This window comes from Larkinella arboricola (assembly GCF_003259745.1).
Lineage (GTDB): Bacteria > Bacteroidota > Bacteroidia > Cytophagales > Spirosomataceae > Larkinella > Larkinella arboricola.
The window spans coordinates 792,994-814,951 of sequence record NZ_QLMC01000003.1; the positions used below are offsets into that span (position 1 = coordinate 792,994).

The window sequence follows — 21,958 nt, forward strand, 5'->3', positions numbered from 1 at the left end:
AGATTACGGCTTTTCGTGATTCTTACTCGGAAACACGGCACCGGTGATCATTCCTGCCGTGCTGGCCAGTAGTCCGTAAACCAGCGCCGGGTATTCGGTTTCAATCATCAGACAGATTAACCAGACCCCAATGCCACCGATCATCGACAGCAGGCAGCCGAGCGTATTGGCCCGTTTCCAGTACAGCCCGGCCGTGAGCGGCACGAACAGCGACACCAGACTAAAAGCCGATGACTCCCCGACCAAATCAAAAATGTTGACATCGCGGGCCGCCGTCATCCAGACACAGATAACGGTAATGACGGCCACCGCCAGCCGGATGGTGAGCAACAGCGTTTTGTCGCTGATGTCGGGGCGGAAAAACCGGAAAATGTTTTCGCCAAAAACCGTGGCCGGGGCCAGAATAGCACCACTCGACACGCTTAAAATGGCTGACAATAAAGCCCCGAAAAACAGAATCTGCAACGGCATACTGCCCTGCCGCAACACCATGTTCGGAATCAGCATCTGGTTGTCCTGACCCAGATTCGGATACAATTGCTTCCCGGCCAGACCAATGAACAGCGGCAACATGGCAATGGTGATGTACAGAAACGACGCCAGATACGAAGCCCGGACGGTCGTTTGCTCGTTTTTGGCCGACATCACGCGCTGAAAAATGTCCTGCTGCGGGATAGACCCCAGGCCGATAGTGATCCAGGCAGCAACCCACTCCACGCTGTCTTTCAGGGTCGGCGGGGGCAGGAAGCGGAAAAAGCCGGGTTTGGTGTTCTGAACGATACCGGAAAGGCCGTCGGTCTGGTTGTAGAGAATAACCGCAATAATGACCAGCGCAATGATAATGATGATGTTATGAACAAAGTCCGTGATGGACAGCGACCACATACCGCCCATCATGGTGTAAATCATCACGATGGTGGCGCTGGAGGCAATGCACCAGAAAACCGGCAGACCCGTTACCAGATTGAGCACAATACCAATGGCGATGAACTGGGCCGCAATCCAACTGAAGTACGACGGAATCACCAGAACCGCCGAGATAAACTCCGCCGAGCGGCCAAACCGTAGACTGAAGTAATCCGAAAAGGTCGTAATCCCTAATTTATACAAAGGCCGGGCATAGAAAGCGCCCACCAGAAACAGGCACAACGCCGAGCCGAACGGTTCTTCAATGATGCCCAGCACCCCCTTATCCACAAAGATGGCCGGAGCACCCATAATGGTTTCGGAGCCAAACCAGGTGGCAAACGTGGCCGAAGCCGCCAACGCCAGCGGCAGGCGCCGACCCGCCAGCACGAAATCCTGACTACTGCTTACTTTGCGGGCGGCCCAGGCCCCAATGGCAAGGTTGGAAAGAAGGTAAAGGGCAATAAAGAGGAGGAGCATCCGGCGAATCAGCTTGTATTCGTCCAAATCTAACAAAAAAGCCGGTGTCATGACACCGGCTTTCTGTATCGTTAACCCCCACGAACGGTTTTACAACCGAATCGTTGCGGGCAGGTATTTGGCAATCAGGTCTTCGTAATACGGCTTCAGTTCCGAAACCACCGGCGTAACCGGGCTTTTCGAATACAGGTCATACGGGTTGAATTTGTTTACCCACTTAAACATCTCGCGGTCGTGGTCGTCCATCAGGTGATCGTAGGCATTCTCGCGGTGTTGCGCGTAGAACGAGTGGTACCGGATCATGTACAGGGCCGGTTCGGGCAGATGATCCTTCGTAATGTGGTACAGATACTCGTCGTGGCCCCACGACATGGTGACATTTCTCAAGCCGCAGTTTGGCTCATAAACGCCGTATTTGGTGTTATACCGTTTGTCTTTCGAATCCGGGTTGTTCTGGAAAAATTCCGGGTACACAATCCGGTCGGAATGGGCACAGCCTACCGGGAACGTATCGCCTACCACGGCCCACTGCGGCTCTCCGAACAGACACAGCACCTTGCCCATGTCGTGCAGGAAACCCGTCAGGACAAACCAGTCGGGATGACCGTCGGCACGGATGGCCTCAGCGGTTTGCAGCAGGTGTTGCAGCTGGTCGAGTTCAATATCCGGATCGGAGTCGTCGACGAGCGTATTTAGAAACTCCATAGCACCCCAAACCGGAATTTCTTTTTTATCGAATTTCAGGAATTCCGCCCGCTTCTGCTGCACGAAATCGTACGTCTGGTACGTGTGATTCAGCCGGTAAAACTCGCGCACCGTGTCGCGGCCCGGATTATCATAATTACGGTACTCTTCTTTCGCTTTGTGTTCGGGTTCGGGATAGCGGACCAGCAGGTCGTCTTCCCATTGTTCCAGGCTGCTGAGGGGATTACGTTCAGTTTCGGTGAATGCCATAGCAAGATAGCTGTTAGTTAGCCAATTATAGGGTTGTAAAGATACTGATTCCCGCCATGATTACAAGCGTCATATATTCGAAATAGCCAGTCAATTCGTCAGATTGTGCAACGCCCAGACATCCCCGGAAAGATTCATATTGGCCTTCAGGACGTTCAGCACGTCCGCAAAAGGCCGGTGATTATCAGCGAGGTTGGAGAACAGCACGACCAGCGTTTTCTGCTCCGGAATCCAGACCACGCAATTGCTGAAACCGCACGTACTGCCGGAATGAAACAACTCCTTCCCTCCACCCTTTGTTTGGGTAAAAAACCACCCCAACCCATAAAAACCGTCTGGCTGTCCGTCGAGCGGCTGGTTGACGCGTTCGAGTTGTGCTTGCAGATCGACCAACCTGTTGGCAGCCAGGGCCTCATTCCATTTTTTATAATCCGTTAGGGAAGTGTAAACGCAGCCGTCGCCCTGGGTGCCGCTCGTTATGCTCTGGTCCGAAAACCGGATGGTGTTGTCCGGATTCCGCGCGTAGCCCATCGCCCGGTTCGGAATGGTGCGGGTGGGTTCATATAGCGTCGTCTGGTTCATTCCCAACGGCTTGAAAATGTTTTCGGTAATAAACTCCAGATACGGTTTTTTCGCCACTCGCTCCACCACCTGCGTCAACAGGCAGAACGCGGAGTTGCTGTACCGAAACCGGCTGCCCGGTTCAAAATAGGTCGAGTCCTGCGGTTTCAGCAGTGCCAGTACCTCCGCATCAAAAATCTGATTGTTCCGGTTGGGCGACAGCCGGGATTCGTAATCCAGCACACCGGATGTATGAGTCAGCAAATGCCGCAGTTTAATTTTCCGCCCGACGCGCGGGTTGAAATCCGGGAAGAACGTGAGCAGGTTATCGTCAACGGAAAGCTTCTTCTGTTTTTCCAAGAGCAGAATAGCCATCGCCGTAAACTGCTTGGACACCGACGCCATCCGAAAATTGGTTTCTGGTGTAATCGGCGTTTTCGTCTCCAGATTCGCCAGCCCGACGCCCCGATTGTAGACGGTTTTGCCATCGATTACCACCAGCAGTGCCCCGCCGGGCTGATCGGTCGGAAAATTTCGGCGCATCACGGAATCAAGCGCGGCTACGGTTTTTTGGGCCAAAACAGTTTGAGCGGTAAGCCACATAACATACGCGAATGCAACGATTTTCATTCCGGTAATCTACGAAAAGATGCGATAGAAACATCAGCAAAATGCCCACACCTGATCGGGCGTGATACAGCCATCCAGCGGAATATCGCCCTCAAAAACATCCGCAATCCGGTCGACCGGATCAAACAGCGACAGGCCGATTTTCAGGCAATCCGGGCGGCATTCGGGCAAAAACCGGTCGTAAAAACCGCCCCCGTAGCCCACGCGGTGGCCGCGCTGGTCGAAAGCCAGAAGCGGAACGAGAATCATATCAAATGCTGAATGATGAACGACGAACGAGGACGTGGGCGACGGTTCGGGAATCCCGTAGCGGTTTTGGGTAAAAAGCGTCGAAGGAGTGATCTGATAATGCGTGAGCGTACCGGTGTCCAGCGCCGTGACGGGCGCAGCCACGAGCGTCTGCGGAGCGTTTCGCCAGAGTTGCCGAACCAGGAACCAGGTGTTGACTTCCTTTCGGGTTTCGATAGGCAGAAATGTGCTGATGGCCGAAACCGGGTTTTGCCAATGAAAAGCCTGTTCCGAAAAAAACAAGGCGGTAATGGCTTCACAACGGCGTTGCCAATCGGCCTCCGACAACGCCCGGCGCTTCCGGCCAAACTCGGCCCGCAGTTCGGCTTTGATCATGCGCTTAATCTTTGAGTACCATCATCTGGTAAGCCAGCGGGTCAAAAACTGTCAGCAGTTTCTGGATAAACTGCGGGTCGTTGAGCTGGAAGTTGAGGTAATTTTCGGTACGCTCCTGAATGCCGCCGTTCGGAAACAGTTTGTGTTTCAGCGTCATCAGTTGGTTTATCGTCGTTTCGTAGTTCCGTTCCTCGGTTTTCTTGAGCCGTTTTTCCAGATGGTCGATGGTGTGCATCAGCCGAGCCTGTTCGGCCAATACGGCTCCTTCCAGCGATTTATCCACCCTTACGGACTTATTCAGAATCTCCGCAAAACATTGTTGCAAACACACTTTCTGCTCAGAAAGGTCCAGGGATTTTTCGCTGATTCGCTCGATGTACGACCGGCGCAGCTTCACTTCATCCCGGAAAAGTTCTTCGGGCAGAACCCCCAGTTTTTCCATTTTTCTGGCGCTGGCCGGATTAACGTAAAGGGCAAAATTCCGGGGCATCAATAACGGAAACGGAATCTGAAAATGGTCAAAAACGCCTTTCAGTTGCAGCCAGTACGGCACTTCCGACGGGCCTCCAATGTAAGCCAGATTGGGCAGAATCACTTCCTGATATACCGGGCGCAGCACCACGTTCGGGCTAAACCGTTCAGGGTGTTCATCGAGCAACGTCAATAATTCCTCCTGCGAAAACTGCAATTCGGTATTCAGCACCTTGTACGAAACCGTTTCATCGGCGCCGGTTTCGGAGACAATCCGTTCGCGGAGTTGATCGCCCAGGTAAAAAAGGTTGATTTCGCGGGGCGTCACCTGTGTTTTGTACCCCATTGCTTCCAGTTGTCCGCTGGTTTCGGTTACAATACCGCTGGTGGGCTGATGGAGCAGTTCGTCTTTGATAACCGGAGCAAAAAGCCGTTTCAGGTCCGCATCATCGGCGTCCAGACAAATCAGTCCTTCCTTGCCCAGCAGTTCGTTGACGTACCAGCGCACGGCGTCGGAAAGCGTATCGTGTTTGAGGTAAGCCTCTTCAAACAGAAACAGCTTCTCCGGCATCTGGCTAAAGACGGCTTTCAATTCTTTCGGGTTCATACGCCCAACGGCCCCTTGCTGCTCCGTTTCCCAGGTATAACTTTTTCCGAAAAGCGTAAAGTGGTTAATTTCCGCAAAATCGTGGTCTTCGGAGGCCAGCCAGTAGATCGGCACAAACCGGTATTCGGGATACGTTTCGGCCAGTTTTTTAGCCAGGTTAACCGTTGTAATCCACTTGTAGAGCACGTAGAGCGGCCCCGTAAAAATATTGAGCTGATGGCCCGTTGTCACCGTAAAGGTGTTCGGTTGCGCGAGTACAGAAAAATCCGGTTTGTTGGGAATGTGTTGATACTGCCGTTCCAGCACCTCCACCAGCGTCCGGCGTTTGGCCTCGTCGAAAGCCCGGTTTTTAGCCTGCTCAGCAAACGCTTCCAGCGTCGGAAAGCGGTCGTAATAAGGTTGAAGGGTTTCTTTTTGAGAGATATAATCAAGGAATAGCGTCGAAAACTGGCCGGTAGCGGTGAGCGGGAGGTACTGACAGTCCATGAAAACGGGATTTTTGACTGTCAACACAGAATTGCCTGTCAAGGTTCGGACGAGTTGGCAGGATTATAGGAATGGCCGTCAACTTTCGTTAGGCTAGGGATAACAAAACCCTGAAAAAGCCCAATTCCATCAAGCTAGGCCGGTTTTCGGAATTTGATTCCAGAGGTGATTTCGGGTAGTATGAATTTCTTCCAACGCCCGCGTTCCGCCCACCGTCACCGTAAAAAACCGTTTCCGCCGACCTCCGCGCTCGGCTGTAGCCCCTCCCATTTTGGAGGTCAGGTAGCCTTTTTCTTCCAGCCGTTGCAGCGTCGCATGAATCGCGCTCAGGCTAACCGTCCGACCGGTTTGCTTCTCAATTCCTTCGAGAATGGCTACCCCGTAGGCTTGCCCGTTGAGCATGGCAACAGTCAGCAACACCAGTTCTTCAAACTCCCCGAGATACGGACGATTCATATTTGTTTAGGCTTTGTAAAACAAATATAATCCGTTTCGCTCAGCAGCCAAGAACCGTTCCGTAAATCATCAATGCCCGTCCATTTCCGCCCCGGCAGACAGAAAACTCCCGAAAGGTCGACTATAACCTTCCGGGGGTGTTGGCCTTCGTCTTTAGATGATTACATGGCCCAGCCCTGGCGGTAATCGCGTTTCAGGTAGGGGTTCAGTTCGGGAGCGTTGGTAAACTGCATGGTTTTGGTGTCCCAGTTCAGCTTGGTTCCCTGCTTGTAGAGGGCGACGATGCCCAGCAACATGGTTTCGCAGAGCGGCCCGGCGTATTCAAACGGCGAGACGGCTTTTCCATTGCCTTTGCAGGCTTCGGCCCAGTTCCGTTCGTGGCTCATGCCCACGCGTGGAATGGTCTGCGCCGGGCGTTTGTACGAATCCATCTTTTCCTTGGGCAGCAGCCGGGGTTTGGAGCCGTAGGTTTCGTGAAAGAGTTTTCCTTTGGTGCCAATGTACAACACCCCACCGCTTTTCGGAACAGGTTCGTCGCCAAACTCCAGCGGCTTGGGCGGCAGAATACCGCCGTCGTACCAGGTCATGACAAGCGGCTTTTTCTTGTCTTTGCTTTCAAATTCGTAGGTTACCATCGACGCCATCGGGTAGCTCTGCTTGTTGAATGGTGTCGAGGACGCTTCCACGCTAATCGGCGGGTTAAGCCCCAGCGCCCAGTACGGGTGATCGACCAGGTGAGCCCCCATGTCGCCCAGTGCCCCGGCGCCATAATCGACCCAGCCGCGCCATTTGAACGGGGTGTAGGCCGAATGGTAAGGCCGGTGCGGAGCGGGCCCCAGGAACAACTCCCAATCGAGCGTCGAGGGAGCATCTTCGACTTCTTTGGGCACATCCATGCCCTGCGGCCAGATGGGGCGGTTGGTCCAGACGTGCACTTCCTGAACTTTGCCAATGGCTCCGTCGGCAATCCATTCGTTGATCAGCCGGGCGTCGTCATTCGAGTGGCCCTGATTGCCCATTTGGGTGACTACTTTCGGATTTTCCTTTGCCAGTCGGGCCAGTTCGCGGGATTCCCAGACCGTAACTGTCAGCGGTTTTTGTACGTAAACGTGCTTGCCAAGCTTCATGGCCGCCGATGCAATCACTCCGTGCAGGTGGTCGGGCGTGGCAATGACCAGGCCGTCAATGTCCTTCTGGGCTTCCAGCATTTTGCGGTAATCTTTGTACCGTTTGGCATTCGGGTATTTTTCAAAAACCGGTCCGGCGTATTTTTCATCGACATCGCAGAGGGCGACAATGTTTTCGGTGGGGGCCAGCGCATTGAGGTTGCTTTTGCCCATCCCGCCAATGCCGACACCGGCTACGTTCAGTTTATCAGACGGGGCAATGAAGCCCTTTCCGCCTAAAACATGCCGGGGCAGAATGGTCACTCCGGCCAGCGCCAGCGACGAGGCTTTGACAAATCCACGACGACTAAGCGGCTGATCTGCCTTGTTTTCCAGATTGCTCATAGTAAAATACGACGTTAGTTAAGGGGTGAAATTCGATTGAGCCAAAAGTACACAATCGCTGCTCTCATAGTACTACATTATCGCATTTTCATACCATTAAGCATATCGATAGATACAGGCGCAGCTACTTCGCCAGAGGTGTCCATCCTCCGACTATTATTGGAGCTTCTTCGGATTGATTCGCCGGATCACCTCCCGTTTTTTAAACGTTACCCGCCAGATGACAAACGACAGGGCCGCATCGTCCGTACAGGTTTTGCAGATGATATCATCGACCGGAACCGGCGAGTTGTAGACAAAAAGTGTATCATGCACCTTTTGAATGTTATCAATCTGCTCCAGCTTATTCAGGGCGTTGTACCGATAGGCCAGCAGCAATTCGCGCTCCTTGGCGTCCAGAGCCTGATTCGCGGTATCTTTGCTACTGAGGAGATCAATCGATACGGCGTATTGTTTCTCCAGTTTTTGAATGGCCGGAATGCCCTCCAGCGAACAAAGCGACTTATCATTCGATTTTTTAGCCAGTTCCGTAGTCAGGGCTTTCCGGGAAGTCTGCACAATGGCTTTTCCCCAGTCGTCTACGGTAACCGTCAGTTGGGCATCGGTTACCCGTTTGATTTTCCGGTCGTTCATTTCCCGGGCCAGTTCCTTCGAACTCTGGTTCTGATCGAGGCCGCAGGATGAGAAAAATGCTATCGTGAGAAGAAGTGCGAAAACTGAAAAGATGCGGTTCATTGCGAGGAACTTAGTGAAGTAAATTCTTGTCATCTATCTGGATAACGTTGTGATGCGTCGTTTCGTTGACAAAAGTAAGACGGAACGGTTGACTGACCGAATTTTCGTAGATTTGTCTTAAAATACGACCGGACGCCATCGTTTACCGATTGTCCTGAATCTATACCAAACCATGATTGACCAATTAGAAGCCATAAAGGAGCGGTTTGAGGAGGTTTCTCAGCAGATTATGATGCCCGAAATTGTTTCGGATCAGAAGAAGTACACGAAGCTGAGCAAGGAATACAAAGACCTCGACAAAATCGTCAAGCAGTATCTGCACTACAAAAAGTTGTTGCAGGATATCGAAGGTGCCAAAGAAATTCTGGCGACCGAGCGCGACGAAGACCTGCGCGAACTGGCCAAAGCCGAACTGGATGAGCTGCAACCCCAGCGGGAACCGATGGAGGAAACGCTGAAAGAAATGCTTATTCCGAAAGATCCAAACGACAGCAAAAACGTCATTCTGGAGGTTCGGGCCGGAACCGGGGGCGACGAAGCTTCCATTTTTGCCGGCGACCTCTTCCGGATGTACCAGCGTCTGTGCGACCGGATGGGCTGGCGGATGTCGCTGATGGACTACACGGAAGGCACGTCGGGCGGTTATAAAGAAATTATTACTCAGATCGAAGGCGAAGACGTTTACGGCAAACTGAAGTTCGAATCCGGTGTTCACCGCGTACAGCGCGTACCGGCCACCGAATCGCAGGGCCGTATTCACACGTCGGCGGCCAGCGTAGCGGTATTGCCAGAAGCCGAAGAAGTGGACGTTCAGATCAACATGAACGACATCCGGAAAGATACGTTCTGTTCGTCGGGCGCGGGTGGTCAGTCGGTAAACACCACGTATTCTGCCGTTCGATTGACGCACATTCCAACGGGTCTGGTGGTACAGTGCCAGGATGAACGCTCGCAGTTGAAAAACTTCGATAAGGCCCTGACGGTATTGCGGTCGCGGATTTACGAAATTGAATTGCAGAAACACAACGACGAGATTAGCTCGCAGCGCAAGTCGATGGTGGGCAGCGGAGACCGTTCCGACAAAATCCGGACGTACAATTATCCGCAAAGCCGCGTGACCGATCACCGCATCGGTCTGACGGTTTACAACCTGCCGTCGGTGATGGATGGCAACATCGATGACTTCATCGACCAGCTCCGCATCGCCGAAAACGCCGAGCGCATGAAAGAAGCCGCCGTGGTTTAAATGGTCTCCCGGACTAAAGCCGTACCGCTGGTTCTAGTCCGGGAAGAGTCTCATTACTTATACCTGAGCTGTTTTCAGGCGATCGCGCAACTGAAACAGTTCGTCCCGCAGTCGAGCCGCTTCGAGGAAATCCAGTTCCTTGGCGGCTTTTTCCATTTTGGCCTGCGTATCCTTAATGACCTGTTCCAGATCGTTTTTACCCATATACTGAACCACGGGGTCAGCCGCAATCCGGAACTCGTCGGGTTCAACATAATACTGCTTGGCCTCCGGTCGCGAATCGGCCACTTTAGTCTGACCCATGATGGCTTCGCGGGATTTCAATACCGTCTTAGGCGTAATGCCGTGCTCGAGGTTATAGGCCGTCTGGATTTCCCGCCGTCGGTTTGTCTCGCTGATGGCTTTGTCCATCGAACCCGTAATGCGGTCGGCATACATCAGCACCTTGCCGTTAGCGTTCCGGGCAGCCCGGCCAATGGTCTGAATCAGCGAACGGATGTCGCGCAGGAACCCTTCTTTGTCGGCGTCCATAATTGCGACCAGTGACACTTCCGGTAAATCCAGTCCTTCGCGCAGCAGGTTAACGCCCACCAGCACGTCAAAAACGCCCAGCCGCAATTCCCGCAGGATTTCCACCCGATCCAACGCTTTGACTTCCGAGTGAATGTAACGGCCTTTAATACCGACCCGCTCCAGGTATTTGCTTAGTTCCTCGGCCATCCGTTTGGTCAGCGTCGTGACCAGCACCCGTTCGCCCCGTTTGATGCGGCTGTCAATTTCCTCGAGCAGATCATCAATCTGGTTCAGGCTCGGCCGCACTTCAATTTCGGGGTCAAGCAGACCCGTCGGGCGAATCAACTGCTCCACCACCACGCCCTCGCTCCGGCGCAATTCATAATCGGCGGGTGTGGCGCTGACGTAAACGGTTTGCGAAGTTAATTCCTCAAATTCCTGAAACGTAAGCGGGCGGTTATCCAGCGCCGACGGCAACCGGAAACCGTAGTCCACGAGCGCTTCCTTGCGGGAACGGTCACCGCCCCACATCGCCCGGATTTGCGGCATCGTCACGTGGCTTTCGTCCACCACCGTCAGAAAATCGTCCGGAAAGTAATCGAGCAGACAGAACGGCCGTTGCCCCGGCATCCGGCGGTCGAAATACCGGGAGTAGTTTTCGATTCCGGAGCAGTAGCCCAGTTCGCGCATCATCTCAATATCAAACTCGGTCCGCTCCTTGATCCGCTCGGCTTCCAGATGGCGGAATTCCGATTCGAAATACCGTATCTGGGCTACCAGATCATTCTGGATTTCACCGATAGCCATGTTTAGCGTATCGCGGCCCGTCACGAACAGATTCGCCGGGAAGATGGCAATCATGCGGTCGTCAGCAATCTTTTTGCCCGAAGCCGGGTCGATGCGCTGAATGGCTTCTACTTCATCGCCGAAGAATATGATGCGGTAGGCAAAATCCGCGTAACCGGGAAAAATATCGACGGTATCGCCCTTCACGCGAAACGTCCCCCGCGTAAATTCCACCTCAGTACGGCTATACAGGATTTCGACGAGTCTGAACAGAAACTGGTTCCGGCTGATGGTGTCGCCGACCCCCAGCCGCACGATGCTTTTCTGGTATTCCGTAGGATTACCGGCACCGTAGATGCAGGAAACCGACGCAATTACGACAATATCCCGCCGACCGCTCATCAGGGCCGATACCGCAGCCAGCCGCAGTTTGTCGATCTCTTCATTAATGGCCAAATCCTTTTCAATGTAGGTATTGGTCGTCGCGATGAATGCTTCGGGCTGATAATAGTCGTAATACGAAATAAAATAGTGAACGGCGTTTTCGGGAAAGAACTGCTTAAACTCGCCGTAGAGCTGGGCCGCCAGCGTTTTATTGTGGCTTAATACGAGCGTCGGGCGGTTGAGTTGGGCGATGACATTGGCAACGGTATAGGTTTTTCCACTTCCCGTAACCCCCAACAACACCTGCGCCGGTTCGCCTTCCTGGATTCCTTTGACCAGCTTTTCAATGGCCTGTGGCTGGTCGCCAGTCGGTTTAAATTCTGAAGTCAGCTTGAAATTCATAACAAGCTAAGATACGAAAAAATAAGAATGGAAACAAGGACGGTTTTAAAGATAACAACGCGCCAACCCGTTTGTTAGCACTCGTACCAATTCGTCGTTTTCCTGAACAACTTGCCTGCGTGTCAGTTATTTTACCAGTTACTCAACGTCATCAACAATGAAAAACAACCTGAAAGATGGAAGCCGAAGCCTAACCGCGGGGTTAGGAGTTCTGCTGACCGTATTTTTTTTAAGCTGTAATTCCAAAACAGAAAGCACCGAATCCAATGCGGATTCAGCAGCCGCCACCGATACGAGTGTGATGGGCCTTCAGGGGGATACGACCAGCAACTCACTGGATGCTCCGGCATCCGCCCCGAGTGATACCGCTGCCGGGCAAAACCTCCCGGAAATGCGGGCTACCAAGAAAGAATAAACGCTTCATCAACGCTGACAGCACCGGATGCCACCCGGCTACGGTGTTGTCAGTGCTGATCGTTCAGCCAGCGAAGACGGTTTTCCAAACCTTCCGGATCGTCAGGCTGAACGAGAAAAACCGCTGGGGTATTCACCGGATCAATGGCGTCGGACTCCAGCCGCAGCCCAATAAAAGCCAGGTAATCGTTCAGGAGCGGTTCAAGCGGTTCGTTGCCAGAAATGCAGCGGTCGTAATACCAGTCGAGCGGCTCACCGGCCACTTCCTCCGTCACGGCTCGATAGTCGTCGAGCGTATAGCCAATAAACGGTTTCCCAAACCGTTCCCACATGAGCCGCATCACGTCGTCGAGTGATCGGGCATGATTCCACTTTCTTCGAATGTGCAAATCCAGTATCAGCGCAACGGTGGCCCCTTTGTTGTAAACCGACACTTTCCGGTTGGGTACGCCTTTGTCATAGCCGTCGAGCCACAAATCCCAGGACGATTCGGTCAGTGACTGGAACGCCCGTCCATTAGCTTCAAAATGCCGTTTCAGCAGCACCTGAAGCTCTTTCAAATAGGCAGCATCGTTAAAAACACCCGACCGCCGAAGCATCAGATCACCGTAGTAGGTGGTAACGCCTTCGGCCACAAAGCAGGTTGTGAAGTAATTTTCTTTCGTAAAATCGTATGGTAACAACTCCGCCGGACGAATCCGAATCACGTTCCAGGCATGAAATAATTCGTGCGACGAAACGCCCAGCAAATCCGTGTATAAACCTTCGCCCTCGTCGTTCGGCCCCAGCACCAGCATCGTAGAGTTGCGGTGTTCGACGCCGTGGTAGAAGGGTGTGGTTAGAATCAGGGTCAGAAAATGGTAATCCTTTTCCGGGAATTCACCGAAAAGCCGCATTTGCGCTTCCGAAAACTGATAAAAGTCGCGCCGGATTCGCTCCCAGTCCGGTTGAATGTTTCCATTGATCCAGATGTGAAAAACCGTTTCCCCAACTTTGTACGTTTCATGTTGCAAATCCGGCGAAGCGATCAGCGGACAATCGACCAGTTCGTAAAAATCCGTTGCACTCAGGATGTTGGGGGACGTCGGCGTTAACCCACAGGCAATTTCCCAATGGTCCGGAACGTCCAGTTCGAGCGTACACGTCTCGTGCAAACGGTCGTCGGCATACAGGCACAGGTTGACGGGGTTGACGTACAGCAGCCGGTCGTCGGCAAAGCTGGTTCCGGCATTGACGGTATTGCTGTAATAGGTATAACGAGCCACCAGCTCCGAAACACCTTCGGTTTGCACCCGCCAGCGGTCTTTGGTTATCTTCTGGAAAATGAGCGGGTTACCGGTCTGGTCAAAGAGTTCAAAACGCTGAATGTTCTTGGCAAAATTCTGCAATTCGTAGCGTCCGGGGCGCCAGGCGGGGAGTTGCAACTCAACCGTCGGAGCCGCGAGGCCCGTCAGCCGAAACTCAACCTCAATGGTGCGTGACGCGGGATTGCTGGAAGAAATACGATAGTGCATATCGGCGAATATAACCCCTTGTTGATGAAAACTCTAAATATCGCCTGCAAAGTTGTTTCATTTCGAAACATTCCCTACCTTTGCAGACTCATTTGAAAAACAGGCATCCAAGATATACTAAGTCATGAAAAGAACGTTTCAACCTTCGAACCGTAAACGCCGGAACAAACACGGTTTCCGTGAGCGTATGGCCTCAGCCAATGGTCGCCGGGTACTGGCCGCCCGTCGCGCAAAAGGACGTCATAAACTGACGGTTTCGGACGAGAAAAAAGGCGATCGGTTTAAGATTTAATCATGTCGTTTAAAGTTTAACGTTCTGAATTTAACGTTAGGCGTTGAACCGCAAACGATAATGAAGCAAACGTTCAAAAAATCCGAACGGCTTTGCAGTAAAAAAACCATCGGACAGTTATTTCAGAAAGGTAGTGCGACCACGCGGACGTTCTACCTTTTTCCGTTTCGTCTTCTCTATATGAACGACCCGGTCTGGATTGACCCGGTCCCGAGCCATCCAGACCGGGTCAATCCCCTGCCCGCCATCCTCATTTCGGTTTCCAGCCGGAACTTCAAAAAAGCCGTTGACCGCAACCACATCCGTCGGCGCGTTCGCGAAGCCTATCGTCTGAATAAGTCGTTGCTGTTCGGTACACCCGACAAACCCAAACATCCCCCGGCTTATATTGTCTTTTTATATACCGCCCGCGAGAAAATTTCGTTTGAAGAGATAGAAAAAAGTATGAAATTAGCTTTGGCTCGTGTTACTGTTACACAGAGTTGATCAGAGAATATCAGAGCAACACAGAGAAGACTTTGATTACCTCTGATTTCCTCTGATCAACTCTGTGTAATAGCTTTTTATAAGCTCTTATAAACTATGTTTACGCGCAAACGTCTGACCGTCGCCCTGGGCGCGACCCTACTGGCAGGAAGCCTTGGTTTTTATTCGTTCCGCAACGACGACCGGTTCTTTGAAATCGCGCGTAACCTGGATATTTACGCGACGCTGTTCAAGGAACTGAATCTGTATTACGTGGACGAACTGAACCCGAATCGCATGGTGAAGTCCAGTATTGACGCCATGCTGAAATCACTGGACCCGTATACTAACTTTTTCGCTGAAGACGAAATTGAAGATTACATGACGATGACCACCGGCCGCTACAATGGCATCGGTGCGTTGATCGGTTCGCGGCAGGGGCGCAGCATCGTCATGATGATTTACGAAGGCACGCCCGCTGAAAAATCCGGTTTGCGAATTGGCGACGAGATCATCAAAATCGACGGTGTGGATATCAAAACCCGGCGCGAAGCAGACTCCGACAAACTGCTGCGGGGGCAAACCAATACGGCGGTCAAATTGACGGTGAAGCGATTTGGAACCAATGCGCCGATTGATCTGACCGTAACGCGTGATGTCGTAAAAATGACCAATGTGCCTTATTATGGCATGATTACCAACGACGTAGGCTACATCGACCTGAAAGATTTTACCGGAACGGCTTCGCGCGAGGTGCGGAATGCGTTCACGGAACTGAAGGGGAAAGGCATGAAAAAGCTGGTGCTCGACGTGCGCGAAAATCCGGGCGGTTTGCTGAACATGGCCATTGATATTGCCAACATCTGGCTCCCGCGCGATTCGGAGATTGTAACGACGAAGGGCAAAGTAACCGAATGGAACAAAACGTACACGGCTTTGAACCCGCCCCTCGATCTGGAAATCCCGATTGTGGTGCTGACCAACAGCCGGAGTGCCTCCGCGGCCGAGATTGTTTCCGGCGTTATTCAGGACTATGACCGGGGGGTTCTGGTGGGTCAGTTGACCTACGGCAAAGGGCTGGTCCAGACCACCCGGGAGCTTTCGTACAACACGAAACTGAAAATCACGACGGCGAAATATTACATTCCGAGTGGCCGCTGCATTCAGGCCATCGACTACAGCCACCGCAACCCCGACGGCAGCGTGGGCAAGATTCCGGATTCATTGAAAACCGCCTTCAAAACCAAAGCCGGTCGGACGGTTTACGACGGCGGTGGCGTGTCGCCCGATGTTCCGGTGGAAGCCGTAGCCCCCACCCCGATTGCGCTGAGTTTAACCAACAAGGGGTTGATTTTTGATTATGCGGTCAAATACCACCACGATCATCCGACGATCAAGCCGGCCCGCGAGTTTCATCTGACCGATGCCGATTATCAGGAGTTTGTAACCTGGCTGAAAGACAAAGAATACGATTATACGACACAGGTTGAAAAAGAACTGAGCACACTGGAAGCATCGGCGAAGAAGGAAAAATCCTTTAACCAGATTCAGGATCAGCTGAAGGCGTTACGAACGAAGCTTTCCCACAGCAAAGACGCCGATCTGGCGACGTTCAAAAGCGAAATAAAAACGCTGCTCGAACAGGAGATTGTTGGCCACTATTACCTCCAGAAAGGCATGAAAGAAGCTTCTTTCTCGACCGATCCGGAAATTAAAGCCGCCCTCGACCTGTTCAGCGACATGAACCGGTATCAATCCGTCCTAAAAGGAAAACCCTAAGGAGTGCAGCGTTAAGAATGAAGAGGTAAGAGTTTGTTTTGTAACTCATCACTCTTAACGCTGCACTCTTCATTCATTATGTCTCTTATTCTTTCCATTGATACCTCCACAACCGTTTGTTCGGTGGCGCTGCACCGCGACGGGATGCTGGCGGCCTGTTACGAATTATTTACCGAGAAATCATCGTCGGGGATGCTGACGACCCTGATTCAGCATACCGTACAGCACAGCGGCTATCAGCTTTCGGAACTCGACGCCATTGCCGTTGCGAAAGGACCAGGCTCGTATACAGGGTTACGGATTGGCGTTTCGACGGCGAAAGGATTGTGTTTCGCACTCGACAAACCGCTGCTGGCTATTAATACGCTCGAAGCAATGGTGTGGCAGGTTAACGGTTTTTATCCGGCTTCTTATGCCCTCTGCCCTATGCTCGACGCCCGACGGATGGAAGTCTACTGTGCCGTTTACAACACGGAAGGTCAGGAAATTCAGGCAACGTCCGCGCAAATTATTGATGAAGGCTCGTTTGCCGACCTGCTAACCCAACAGCCCGTTGTGTTTTTTGGCAACGGTGCGGCCAAGTGCCAAGCGGTATTGTCGCATCAACCCAACGCTATTTTTCCGGAACAAACCGTTCATCCATCGGCCAGAACGGTGGGCCAACTGGCGGCTGTGGCCTACGAGCAGGGCCAGTTTGAAGATGTTGCCAATTTCGAACCGTATTATCTGAAAGATTTTGTGGGAACCAAGCCGAAGAAGTTGGTTGTTTAACGGGTATGGAAACGGAAGAAATTGTCAATCGTGTGGCCAAAAGCGGCCTGGTAACGCTGGATCTGGAAGACTACTACCACCCCGGCGAACGGGTTGTCTATGACCTGAAAGACAATCTGTTTATGGGCATGATTCTGAAAGAGAAAGACTTCCGTGACTTTCTGAAAGCTCACGACTGGAGCCAGTATGCCGGTAAAAACGTGGCCGTCACCTGTTCGGAAGATGCTATTATACCGACCTGGGCATACATGCTGCTAACCATTTATCTGGAACCGCACGCCCATACCGTTGTCTTTGGCTCGCTTCAGGATCTGGAGGAAAAACTCTACTTCGACGCTATCAACCGGATTAACATCGACGATTTCCGCGACAGCCGCGTGGTGGTGAAAGGATGCAGCAAGGTGGCAGTACCGACGGCGGCTTACGTCGAAATAACGCGTCGGTTACGGCCCGTGGCCCACAGCATCATGTTCGGCGAACCGTGCAGCACCGTGCCCCTGTACAAACGTCCCAAGCAATAATTATCTGTTGTAGATAAATTCTTCCTTCCGACCATCGGCATAAACCTGCCGGGCGGGATACCCATCGGGCCGGTATTCATAGGTCCATCGCTCATCGGAAGTGATGCCCGAAGCCAGATTGACCGACTGCTGACGGACGATGTTGTTGCGACTCATATACCAGCTGATATCGGCATCCATCCGGGTTAACCGGTAGGGATTTGGGGCGTTGTCGTACTCATAGGTATAAATGATATTCGGTTCGGAGGTAGTGGAAACATTGGAATAAAGCGTTTCCCTGATCACATTATCCTGCGTATTGTACTCAAAAACCGTATAGGAACCGGGTTTCCCGTCAAGAGAATAATGAGTTCGGCGCGTGATGCGCTTGCGGAGGTCGTATTCGTAGGTTGTATAGGAACGGGTTTGCGGCTGATCGTTATCCAGTGTATAATTTTTCCGTTCGCGAATCGTCGTATCCGGATTAAATACAAACTCGTTATAGCTATACATTTTCAGCGGTCGCCCTGACTGGATACTACTCGACCAGGGAGAGTTTGTAAAATGGTGTTCGACACGAAGCGTATGGCTATTTACCCAGTTATAAATCAGCTTGTTATCCACCGTGCCATCCGGATTTTCGGAAACGACTTCTCTCAGAATGTTATTCGCATCGTATTCGTAACGGGTTGACCGAAACCAGGACGCATTGGCCGGAACACCGTAATAGTCGGTTCGGATCAGGCGAAACGATGAACCTCTGGCCAGAATGGCATCGTCGTTCTTGCGGTCGCAGGCGGCAACCAGCAAACTCAGGAGCAGGAGAAAGGAGACGGTTTTCATAAAGGTCTGGTTAGGAAGCAGATATCATTAGGACTCGGTGGCCCGGAAAACCGTTGGAAACCGTCTTCAAAATTTACACCAGCCGGAAACTCCTCCGGTGCCAGCGACACGGCCCGTGTTCCAGAAGCGCCCGACGGTGAATGGGTGTCGGATAACCGACATTCCGTTCCCAGCCATAATGCGGAAATTCCAGTGATAGTTTCTCCATCAGTTCATCCCGGTAGGTTTTCGCCAGCACCGACGCAGCCGCAATCGACAGAAATTTTGTGTCGCCTTTCACGATGCAGGTGTGCGGAATCATCGGGTAATTCGTAAACCGGTTACCATCCACGAGCAGATGATTCGGCTTCATCCCATCCACCCGGCTCATGATCATGTCCAGCGCCCTGTGCATCGCCAGAAAACTGGCTTTCAGAATGTTAATCTGATCAATTTCTTCATTCGACACTTCGGCCACGGCCCACGCCAGGGCGTCGCGCTGCAATTCCTCCCGCAATCGTTCGCGCTGACTCCGGCTTAGTTGTTTTGAATCGTTCAGAACCGGGTGGGTATAATCGTTCGGCAAAATTACCGCAGCCGCCACCACCGGACCCGCCAGACAACCCCGCCCGACTTCGTCCAGCCCCGCTTCAATGGCGTTTGCGTTGTAATAAGATAATAACATAGTTAGACAAAAGACAGGAGATAAAAGACAAGAGACAAAAGATAGGAGAGTAAAGTCTTTCGTCTATTGTCTTTCCTCCCTAATTCAATCTTCCAGAATATTTCCAAAAATGGTGTTTTTCAGCAGCAGGGTCAGCAGCAGAAAGACGATGGCCCAGTACAGATAAACGCGGTAAAAATCTTTGACGTCTTTATAAATAACGGTTTTGATGGGCGCTTTTTCCAGCCGATCAATTTCGTTAAAAACCGCCTGTAAACGCGTCGCATCTCCCGCCCGGAAAAAACTCCCGCTGCCAATGTTGGCAATGGTCGTCAGAATGCCCTCGTCCACCGTCACGGTGGTCAGGTTGCTAATGACGCTTGGGCGTGGCGGTTTTCCGATGGCGACGGTATAAATCCGGATGTTGAACGCTTTAGCCAGCCGCGCCACCGTTACCGGATCGAGATTCCCCGCCGTGTTATCGCCGTCGCTCAGCAAAATCGTTACTTTACTTTTGACTTTCGATTCGCGCATCCGGTTAATACAAACCGCCAGGGCACTCCCAATGGCCGTACCGGATGTTTTAATCATGCTGTCGTCCAGATCATTGAGGTAGCTGTTTATCAGATCGTGATCGGTGGTCAACGGGCAGAGCGAGTAAGCTTCTCCGGCAAAGATAACCAGACCAATGCGGTCGTTCTGACGGCTTTTCACAAAGGCGCGGGCCACCCGCTTGGCCGCTTCCAGACGATTGGGTTTCAGGTCGGTTTCGGACATCGACGACGAAATATCAATTGCCAGCATCAGGTCAATGCCCTCAGCCACGCGTTCGGGTTGCTCCCGGATCAGCTGGGGCCGGGCAAGAGCCACGAAAATAAGGGCAAGGGCGATAAAAAGGCTCAGTGGTAACAAATACCGTAAACTACTGACCAGCGTTGGCTGGAGTTCAGCCCGGTTCAGCGCCACACTCAGCCGCTGTTTCGCCCGACCCGATAACAAGGTACGCAGTCCGAAAAGCAGCAGAATACCGGGAATGGCGTACAGATAGATCGGGTGCGCCCAAGTAAACTGGCGCAACTGCGAAATTGTAAACCACTGATACGAAAACCATTCCATATTCTATCAATCAAAGGTAGCTTCCTGGTGCGCTTCCACCAAATGAACGCTGTTTCGCCGGTAGGCGCTGTCGGCCACCTCACTCAGAATCCGAAGTGACTGCTGCGTGTGGTCCGAGTAAACACCGCCGTAGATAGCCCCGTCAATTTCTTTCAGGGCGTCCGCCAGCCGGTTATCCTGCACGAGTTCAGCAATCTCGCGGGTTGTTAGCGACGTAAAGGGCTTGCTCTCAATGCGCTCCATATACTTTCGCCAGAGAACAACGGCCCGGCCAGCGTCTTTAGGAGCGGTTTCAGGGCCAATGTTACGCGTCAGCCGATCGAACGAACGCTGAAAGCTCATGTATTGCCGGTATAACTGATAGCGCCGGATACGGGTACGAATGTTGCCGCCAAAAAACAAAAAGAGCACACCCGCCAGGGCACAAAGGCCCATCAGAATAATCATCAGGAGCGGGTAATTCATTTGCTGTTTGAGAACCACTACCTTGGTATGAGTCGCAAGCCGGAGCGTGTCGGGGCGCTGGGTTTGAATGCGTTCGCGCAGCCGGACGGTATCCGCGCTGGAACGAACCAGCGTGCAGTCAGTTGGCGTACGGAGCAGCCAAACGGGTACCTCCAGCGTCTGTACGGGCCTGGTTTCGAAAGTAATCAGGGTGTACACCGCACTATCCAGACTGCCCCGCGTACTGGTTTCCGTCGAAAAAATAGTCATGTCCCGCACCAGAAACGGCGCAAAATGCCGGGCGGTATCCGGAAACAGCACATCAATGTTGGGCCGGTGGCGAATGCTCAGGGAATACCGAAACGGCTTACCGATTTCAACCGTATCGGTTAGAAATACACCGTTGGGAGATTGCGCCCGTGTGAGCGTAAAGCACGCACAGAACAGCAAAATGCCCCCTAAACCGCGCCGGGCTGGCTGTCCAAATAAAAACCGTCCGGCTGGCTTTATACTAGCGTTTAATCCTGCAAACTTCAACTTCATCGGTTTTTTCGGACGCGGAACAGTTCGATCAGTTGCGGCACGTAATCCGCCTGCGAATCAAGGGCGATATAATCCGCGTTGTACTGCTTACAAAACCGTTCCAGTTGCTGCTGGATTTGCCGGAACGTCTGCTTAATCCCGTTCCGAAAGTTGGGCGAGGATGTATTGACCCAAACGGTTCGGCGACTTTCCGTATCGTAAACCGGAATGATGCCCAGCCGGGGCAGGTTGGTTTCCCGCTGGTCGTACATATGAATCACCACCAGATCGTGTTTCCGGGCGAGGGCTTTGAGGTTATGTTCGTAACCCGAATCGATAAAGTCCGACACCAGAAAAACCACGCTCCGGCGTTTCAGCACGTTGAGCGTAAATAGCAGGGCGTCAGCCAGATTGGTGCGCACCGACTCCGGCCTGAGCTTAAATAGATTGACAATCAACTGATAACCGTGCTTCATACTGTTCGACGGTTTCAGGTATTTCTCTTTCTGATCCGAGAAACAATACAGGCCCACGTGGCTCGCTTCCTTAATGGCCGACAACGCCAGCACCCCGCACACTTCCCGGGTTGTATCCAGTTTCGAGCGGGCAGCGGTCCCAATTTCCTGCGACGCGCTGACATCTACGAGAAAGAAAACCGTCTGATCTTTTTCTTCCCGAAAAATCTTGACGAAGGTTCCGTGGCCCTTCGACGATACGTTCCAGTCAATGGCCCGTACGTCGTCGCCGTACTGGTACGTTCGCAAGTCACTGAATTCCAATCCAGAACCTTTAAAAATAGACCGAAAGTTACCGCGCATCTGCGAGTTAACGGCTTTCCGAATCCGAATTTCGAATTGATATAGTCTTGCCAGAAACTCGTGCATCGTCGTTATAAGGGAAAAA

The 21,958-nt window shown here is 52.3% G+C and carries 22 protein-coding genes; 7 read left to right on the top strand and 15 right to left on the bottom strand.

The window, feature by feature from the left end; translation table 11 throughout:
• Positions 1 to 3: 3 nt before the first annotated feature.
• The 8 genes from LX87_RS14700 to LX87_RS14735 all read right to left on the bottom strand — a co-directional run bounded on the left by LX87_RS14700 (position 4) and on the right by LX87_RS14735 (position 8,421).
• On the bottom strand, positions 4 to 1,386 hold the full coding sequence (locus LX87_RS14700; RefSeq protein WP_111629214.1) for a high affinity choline transporter 1: 1,383 nt from the start codon (positions 1,384 to 1,386) through the stop codon (positions 4 to 6).
• Positions 1,387 to 1,476: 90 nt separating this feature from the next.
• On the bottom strand, positions 1,477 to 2,340 hold the full coding sequence (locus tag LX87_RS14705; protein ID WP_111628980.1) for an inositol oxygenase family protein: 864 nt from the start codon (positions 2,338 to 2,340) through the stop codon (positions 1,477 to 1,479).
• Between the two features lie 90 nt (positions 2,341 to 2,430).
• A complete protein-coding gene (locus LX87_RS14710) occupies positions 2,431 to 3,531 on the bottom strand; it encodes a serine hydrolase domain-containing protein (protein WP_111628981.1) in 1,101 nt (366 codons plus the stop codon).
• Positions 3,532 to 3,564: 33 nt separating this feature from the next.
• Complete coding sequence (locus tag LX87_RS14715; protein ID WP_111628982.1) at positions 3,565 to 4,155, bottom strand: 5-formyltetrahydrofolate cyclo-ligase; 591 nt, start codon at positions 4,153 to 4,155, stop codon at positions 3,565 to 3,567.
• Between the two features lie 4 nt (positions 4,156 to 4,159).
• Complete coding sequence (gene bshC, locus LX87_RS14720; protein ID WP_111628983.1) at positions 4,160 to 5,719, bottom strand: bacillithiol biosynthesis cysteine-adding enzyme BshC; 1,560 nt, start codon at positions 5,717 to 5,719, stop codon at positions 4,160 to 4,162.
• Positions 5,720 to 5,848: 129 nt separating this feature from the next.
• Positions 5,849 to 6,175 (bottom strand): PadR family transcriptional regulator, encoded by a 327-nt coding sequence (locus tag LX87_RS14725; RefSeq protein WP_111628984.1) that lies wholly within the window; start codon positions 6,173 to 6,175, stop codon positions 5,849 to 5,851.
• A gap of 161 nt (positions 6,176 to 6,336) precedes the next feature.
• Positions 6,337 to 7,686, bottom strand: coding sequence for a Gfo/Idh/MocA family protein (locus LX87_RS14730; RefSeq protein ID WP_111628985.1), 1,350 nt, complete (start codon positions 7,684 to 7,686; stop codon positions 6,337 to 6,339).
• A gap of 156 nt (positions 7,687 to 7,842) precedes the next feature.
• Positions 7,843 to 8,421, bottom strand: a complete 579-nt coding sequence (locus LX87_RS14735) for a hypothetical protein (protein WP_111628986.1) — start codon at positions 8,419 to 8,421, stop codon at positions 7,843 to 7,845.
• A gap of 172 nt (positions 8,422 to 8,593) precedes the next feature.
• On the opposite strand from LX87_RS14735, the gene prfA reads away from it, so the two are divergent.
• Positions 8,594 to 9,667, top strand: a complete 1,074-nt coding sequence (prfA, locus tag LX87_RS14740; protein WP_111628987.1) for a peptide chain release factor 1 — start codon at positions 8,594 to 8,596, stop codon at positions 9,665 to 9,667.
• 57 nt (positions 9,668 to 9,724) lie between these two features.
• Here the strand turns inward: prfA and uvrB are convergent, their stop codons facing one another.
• Complete coding sequence (uvrB, locus tag LX87_RS14745; RefSeq protein ID WP_111628988.1) at positions 9,725 to 11,752, bottom strand: excinuclease ABC subunit UvrB; 2,028 nt, start codon at positions 11,750 to 11,752, stop codon at positions 9,725 to 9,727.
• Between the two features lie 157 nt (positions 11,753 to 11,909).
• Between uvrB and LX87_RS14750 the strand changes: the two genes are divergently transcribed.
• Positions 11,910 to 12,167, top strand: a complete 258-nt coding sequence (locus tag LX87_RS14750; protein ID WP_111628989.1) for a hypothetical protein — start codon at positions 11,910 to 11,912, stop codon at positions 12,165 to 12,167.
• Between the two features lie 49 nt (positions 12,168 to 12,216).
• Here LX87_RS14750 and LX87_RS14755 read toward each other — a convergent pair whose 3' ends face one another.
• Positions 12,217 to 13,680, bottom strand: coding sequence for a M61 family metallopeptidase (locus LX87_RS14755; RefSeq protein WP_111628990.1), 1,464 nt, complete (start codon positions 13,678 to 13,680; stop codon positions 12,217 to 12,219).
• Between the two features lie 124 nt (positions 13,681 to 13,804).
• Between LX87_RS14755 and rpmH the strand changes: the two genes are divergently transcribed.
• The 5 genes from rpmH (at position 13,805) to LX87_RS14780 (ending at position 17,508) form a co-directional block, all read left to right on the top strand.
• Positions 13,805 to 13,972: a 50S ribosomal protein L34 gene (rpmH, locus tag LX87_RS14760; protein WP_111628991.1), complete on the top strand. Its 168-nt coding sequence runs from the start codon at positions 13,805 to 13,807 to the stop codon at positions 13,970 to 13,972.
• A gap of 60 nt (positions 13,973 to 14,032) precedes the next feature.
• Positions 14,033 to 14,458: a ribonuclease P protein component gene (gene rnpA / locus LX87_RS14765; RefSeq protein ID WP_111628992.1), complete on the top strand. Its 426-nt coding sequence runs from the start codon at positions 14,033 to 14,035 to the stop codon at positions 14,456 to 14,458.
• 96 nt (positions 14,459 to 14,554) lie between these two features.
• The gene (locus LX87_RS14770; protein WP_111628993.1) at positions 14,555 to 16,216 is read left to right on the top strand and encodes a S41 family peptidase; all 1,662 of its coding nucleotides are present in this window, start codon (positions 14,555 to 14,557) and stop codon (positions 16,214 to 16,216) included.
• Positions 16,217 to 16,294: 78 nt separating this feature from the next.
• Positions 16,295 to 16,987 (top strand): tRNA (adenosine(37)-N6)-threonylcarbamoyltransferase complex dimerization subunit type 1 TsaB, encoded by a 693-nt coding sequence (tsaB, locus tag LX87_RS14775; RefSeq protein ID WP_111628994.1) that lies wholly within the window; start codon positions 16,295 to 16,297, stop codon positions 16,985 to 16,987.
• A 5-nt stretch (positions 16,988 to 16,992) separates the two neighbouring features.
• The gene (locus LX87_RS14780; protein WP_111628995.1) at positions 16,993 to 17,508 is read left to right on the top strand and encodes a DUF2480 family protein; all 516 of its coding nucleotides are present in this window, start codon (positions 16,993 to 16,995) and stop codon (positions 17,506 to 17,508) included.
• On the opposite strand, the gene LX87_RS14785 is transcribed toward LX87_RS14780, so the two are convergent.
• The 5 genes from LX87_RS14785 to LX87_RS14805 form a co-directional block, all read right to left on the bottom strand.
• Positions 17,509 to 18,330, bottom strand: a complete 822-nt coding sequence (locus LX87_RS14785; RefSeq protein ID WP_111628996.1) for a hypothetical protein — start codon at positions 18,328 to 18,330, stop codon at positions 17,509 to 17,511.
• Positions 18,331 to 18,403: 73 nt separating this feature from the next.
• The gene (gene rnhB / locus LX87_RS14790) at positions 18,404 to 18,994 is read right to left on the bottom strand and encodes a ribonuclease HII (RefSeq protein WP_111628997.1); all 591 of its coding nucleotides are present in this window, start codon (positions 18,992 to 18,994) and stop codon (positions 18,404 to 18,406) included.
• An 84-nt stretch (positions 18,995 to 19,078) separates the two neighbouring features.
• The gene (locus LX87_RS14795; protein WP_111628998.1) at positions 19,079 to 20,089 is read right to left on the bottom strand and encodes a VWA domain-containing protein; all 1,011 of its coding nucleotides are present in this window, start codon (positions 20,087 to 20,089) and stop codon (positions 19,079 to 19,081) included.
• 6 nt (positions 20,090 to 20,095) lie between these two features.
• Positions 20,096 to 21,076 (bottom strand): hypothetical protein, encoded by a 981-nt coding sequence (locus tag LX87_RS14800; RefSeq protein ID WP_111628999.1) that lies wholly within the window; start codon positions 21,074 to 21,076, stop codon positions 20,096 to 20,098.
• On the bottom strand, positions 21,073 to 21,939 hold the full coding sequence (locus LX87_RS14805) for a DUF58 domain-containing protein (RefSeq protein ID WP_111629000.1): 867 nt from the start codon (positions 21,937 to 21,939) through the stop codon (positions 21,073 to 21,075). The genes LX87_RS14800 and LX87_RS14805 overlap by 4 nt, the downstream gene beginning before the upstream one ends.
• Between the last annotated feature and the right edge of the window lie 19 nt (positions 21,940 to 21,958).

Excerpts from the sequence above, each read along its gene's own strand:
- LX87_RS14700 (WP_111629214.1), bottom strand. The coding sequence starts at position 1,386 with ATGCTCCTCCTCTTTATTGCCCTTTACCTTCTTTCCAACCTTGCCATT.
- LX87_RS14705 (WP_111628980.1), bottom strand. The coding sequence starts at position 2,340 with ATGGCATTCACCGAAACTGAACGTAATCCCCTCAGCAGCCTGGAACAA.
- LX87_RS14710 (WP_111628981.1), bottom strand. The coding sequence starts at position 3,531 with ATGAAAATCGTTGCATTCGCGTATGTTATGTGGCTTACCGCTCAAACT.
- LX87_RS14715 (WP_111628982.1), bottom strand. The coding sequence starts at position 4,155 with ATGATCAAAGCCGAACTGCGGGCCGAGTTTGGCCGGAAGCGCCGGGCG.
- bshC (WP_111628983.1), bottom strand. The coding sequence starts at position 5,719 with ATGGACTGTCAGTACCTCCCGCTCACCGCTACCGGCCAGTTTTCGACG.
- LX87_RS14725 (WP_111628984.1), bottom strand. The coding sequence starts at position 6,175 with ATGAATCGTCCGTATCTCGGGGAGTTTGAAGAACTGGTGTTGCTGACT.
- LX87_RS14730 (WP_111628985.1), bottom strand. The coding sequence starts at position 7,686 with ATGAGCAATCTGGAAAACAAGGCAGATCAGCCGCTTAGTCGTCGTGGA.
- LX87_RS14735 (WP_111628986.1), bottom strand. The coding sequence starts at position 8,421 with ATGAACCGCATCTTTTCAGTTTTCGCACTTCTTCTCACGATAGCATTT.
- prfA (WP_111628987.1), top strand. The coding sequence starts at position 8,594 with ATGATTGACCAATTAGAAGCCATAAAGGAGCGGTTTGAGGAGGTTTCT.
- uvrB (WP_111628988.1), bottom strand. The coding sequence starts at position 11,752 with ATGAATTTCAAGCTGACTTCAGAATTTAAACCGACTGGCGACCAGCCA.
- LX87_RS14750 (WP_111628989.1), top strand. The coding sequence starts at position 11,910 with ATGAAAAACAACCTGAAAGATGGAAGCCGAAGCCTAACCGCGGGGTTA.
- LX87_RS14755 (WP_111628990.1), bottom strand. The coding sequence starts at position 13,680 with ATGCACTATCGTATTTCTTCCAGCAATCCCGCGTCACGCACCATTGAG.
- rpmH (WP_111628991.1), top strand. The coding sequence starts at position 13,805 with ATGAAAAGAACGTTTCAACCTTCGAACCGTAAACGCCGGAACAAACAC.
- rnpA (WP_111628992.1), top strand. The coding sequence starts at position 14,033 with ATGAAGCAAACGTTCAAAAAATCCGAACGGCTTTGCAGTAAAAAAACC.
- LX87_RS14770 (WP_111628993.1), top strand. The coding sequence starts at position 14,555 with ATGTTTACGCGCAAACGTCTGACCGTCGCCCTGGGCGCGACCCTACTG.
- tsaB (WP_111628994.1), top strand. The coding sequence starts at position 16,295 with ATGTCTCTTATTCTTTCCATTGATACCTCCACAACCGTTTGTTCGGTG.
- LX87_RS14780 (WP_111628995.1), top strand. The coding sequence starts at position 16,993 with ATGGAAACGGAAGAAATTGTCAATCGTGTGGCCAAAAGCGGCCTGGTA.
- LX87_RS14785 (WP_111628996.1), bottom strand. The coding sequence starts at position 18,330 with ATGAAAACCGTCTCCTTTCTCCTGCTCCTGAGTTTGCTGGTTGCCGCC.
- rnhB (WP_111628997.1), bottom strand. The coding sequence starts at position 18,994 with ATGTTATTATCTTATTACAACGCAAACGCCATTGAAGCGGGGCTGGAC.
- LX87_RS14795 (WP_111628998.1), bottom strand. The coding sequence starts at position 20,089 with ATGGAATGGTTTTCGTATCAGTGGTTTACAATTTCGCAGTTGCGCCAG.
- LX87_RS14800 (WP_111628999.1), bottom strand. The coding sequence starts at position 21,076 with ATGAAGTTGAAGTTTGCAGGATTAAACGCTAGTATAAAGCCAGCCGGA.
- LX87_RS14805 (WP_111629000.1), bottom strand. The coding sequence starts at position 21,939 with ATGCACGAGTTTCTGGCAAGACTATATCAATTCGAAATTCGGATTCGG.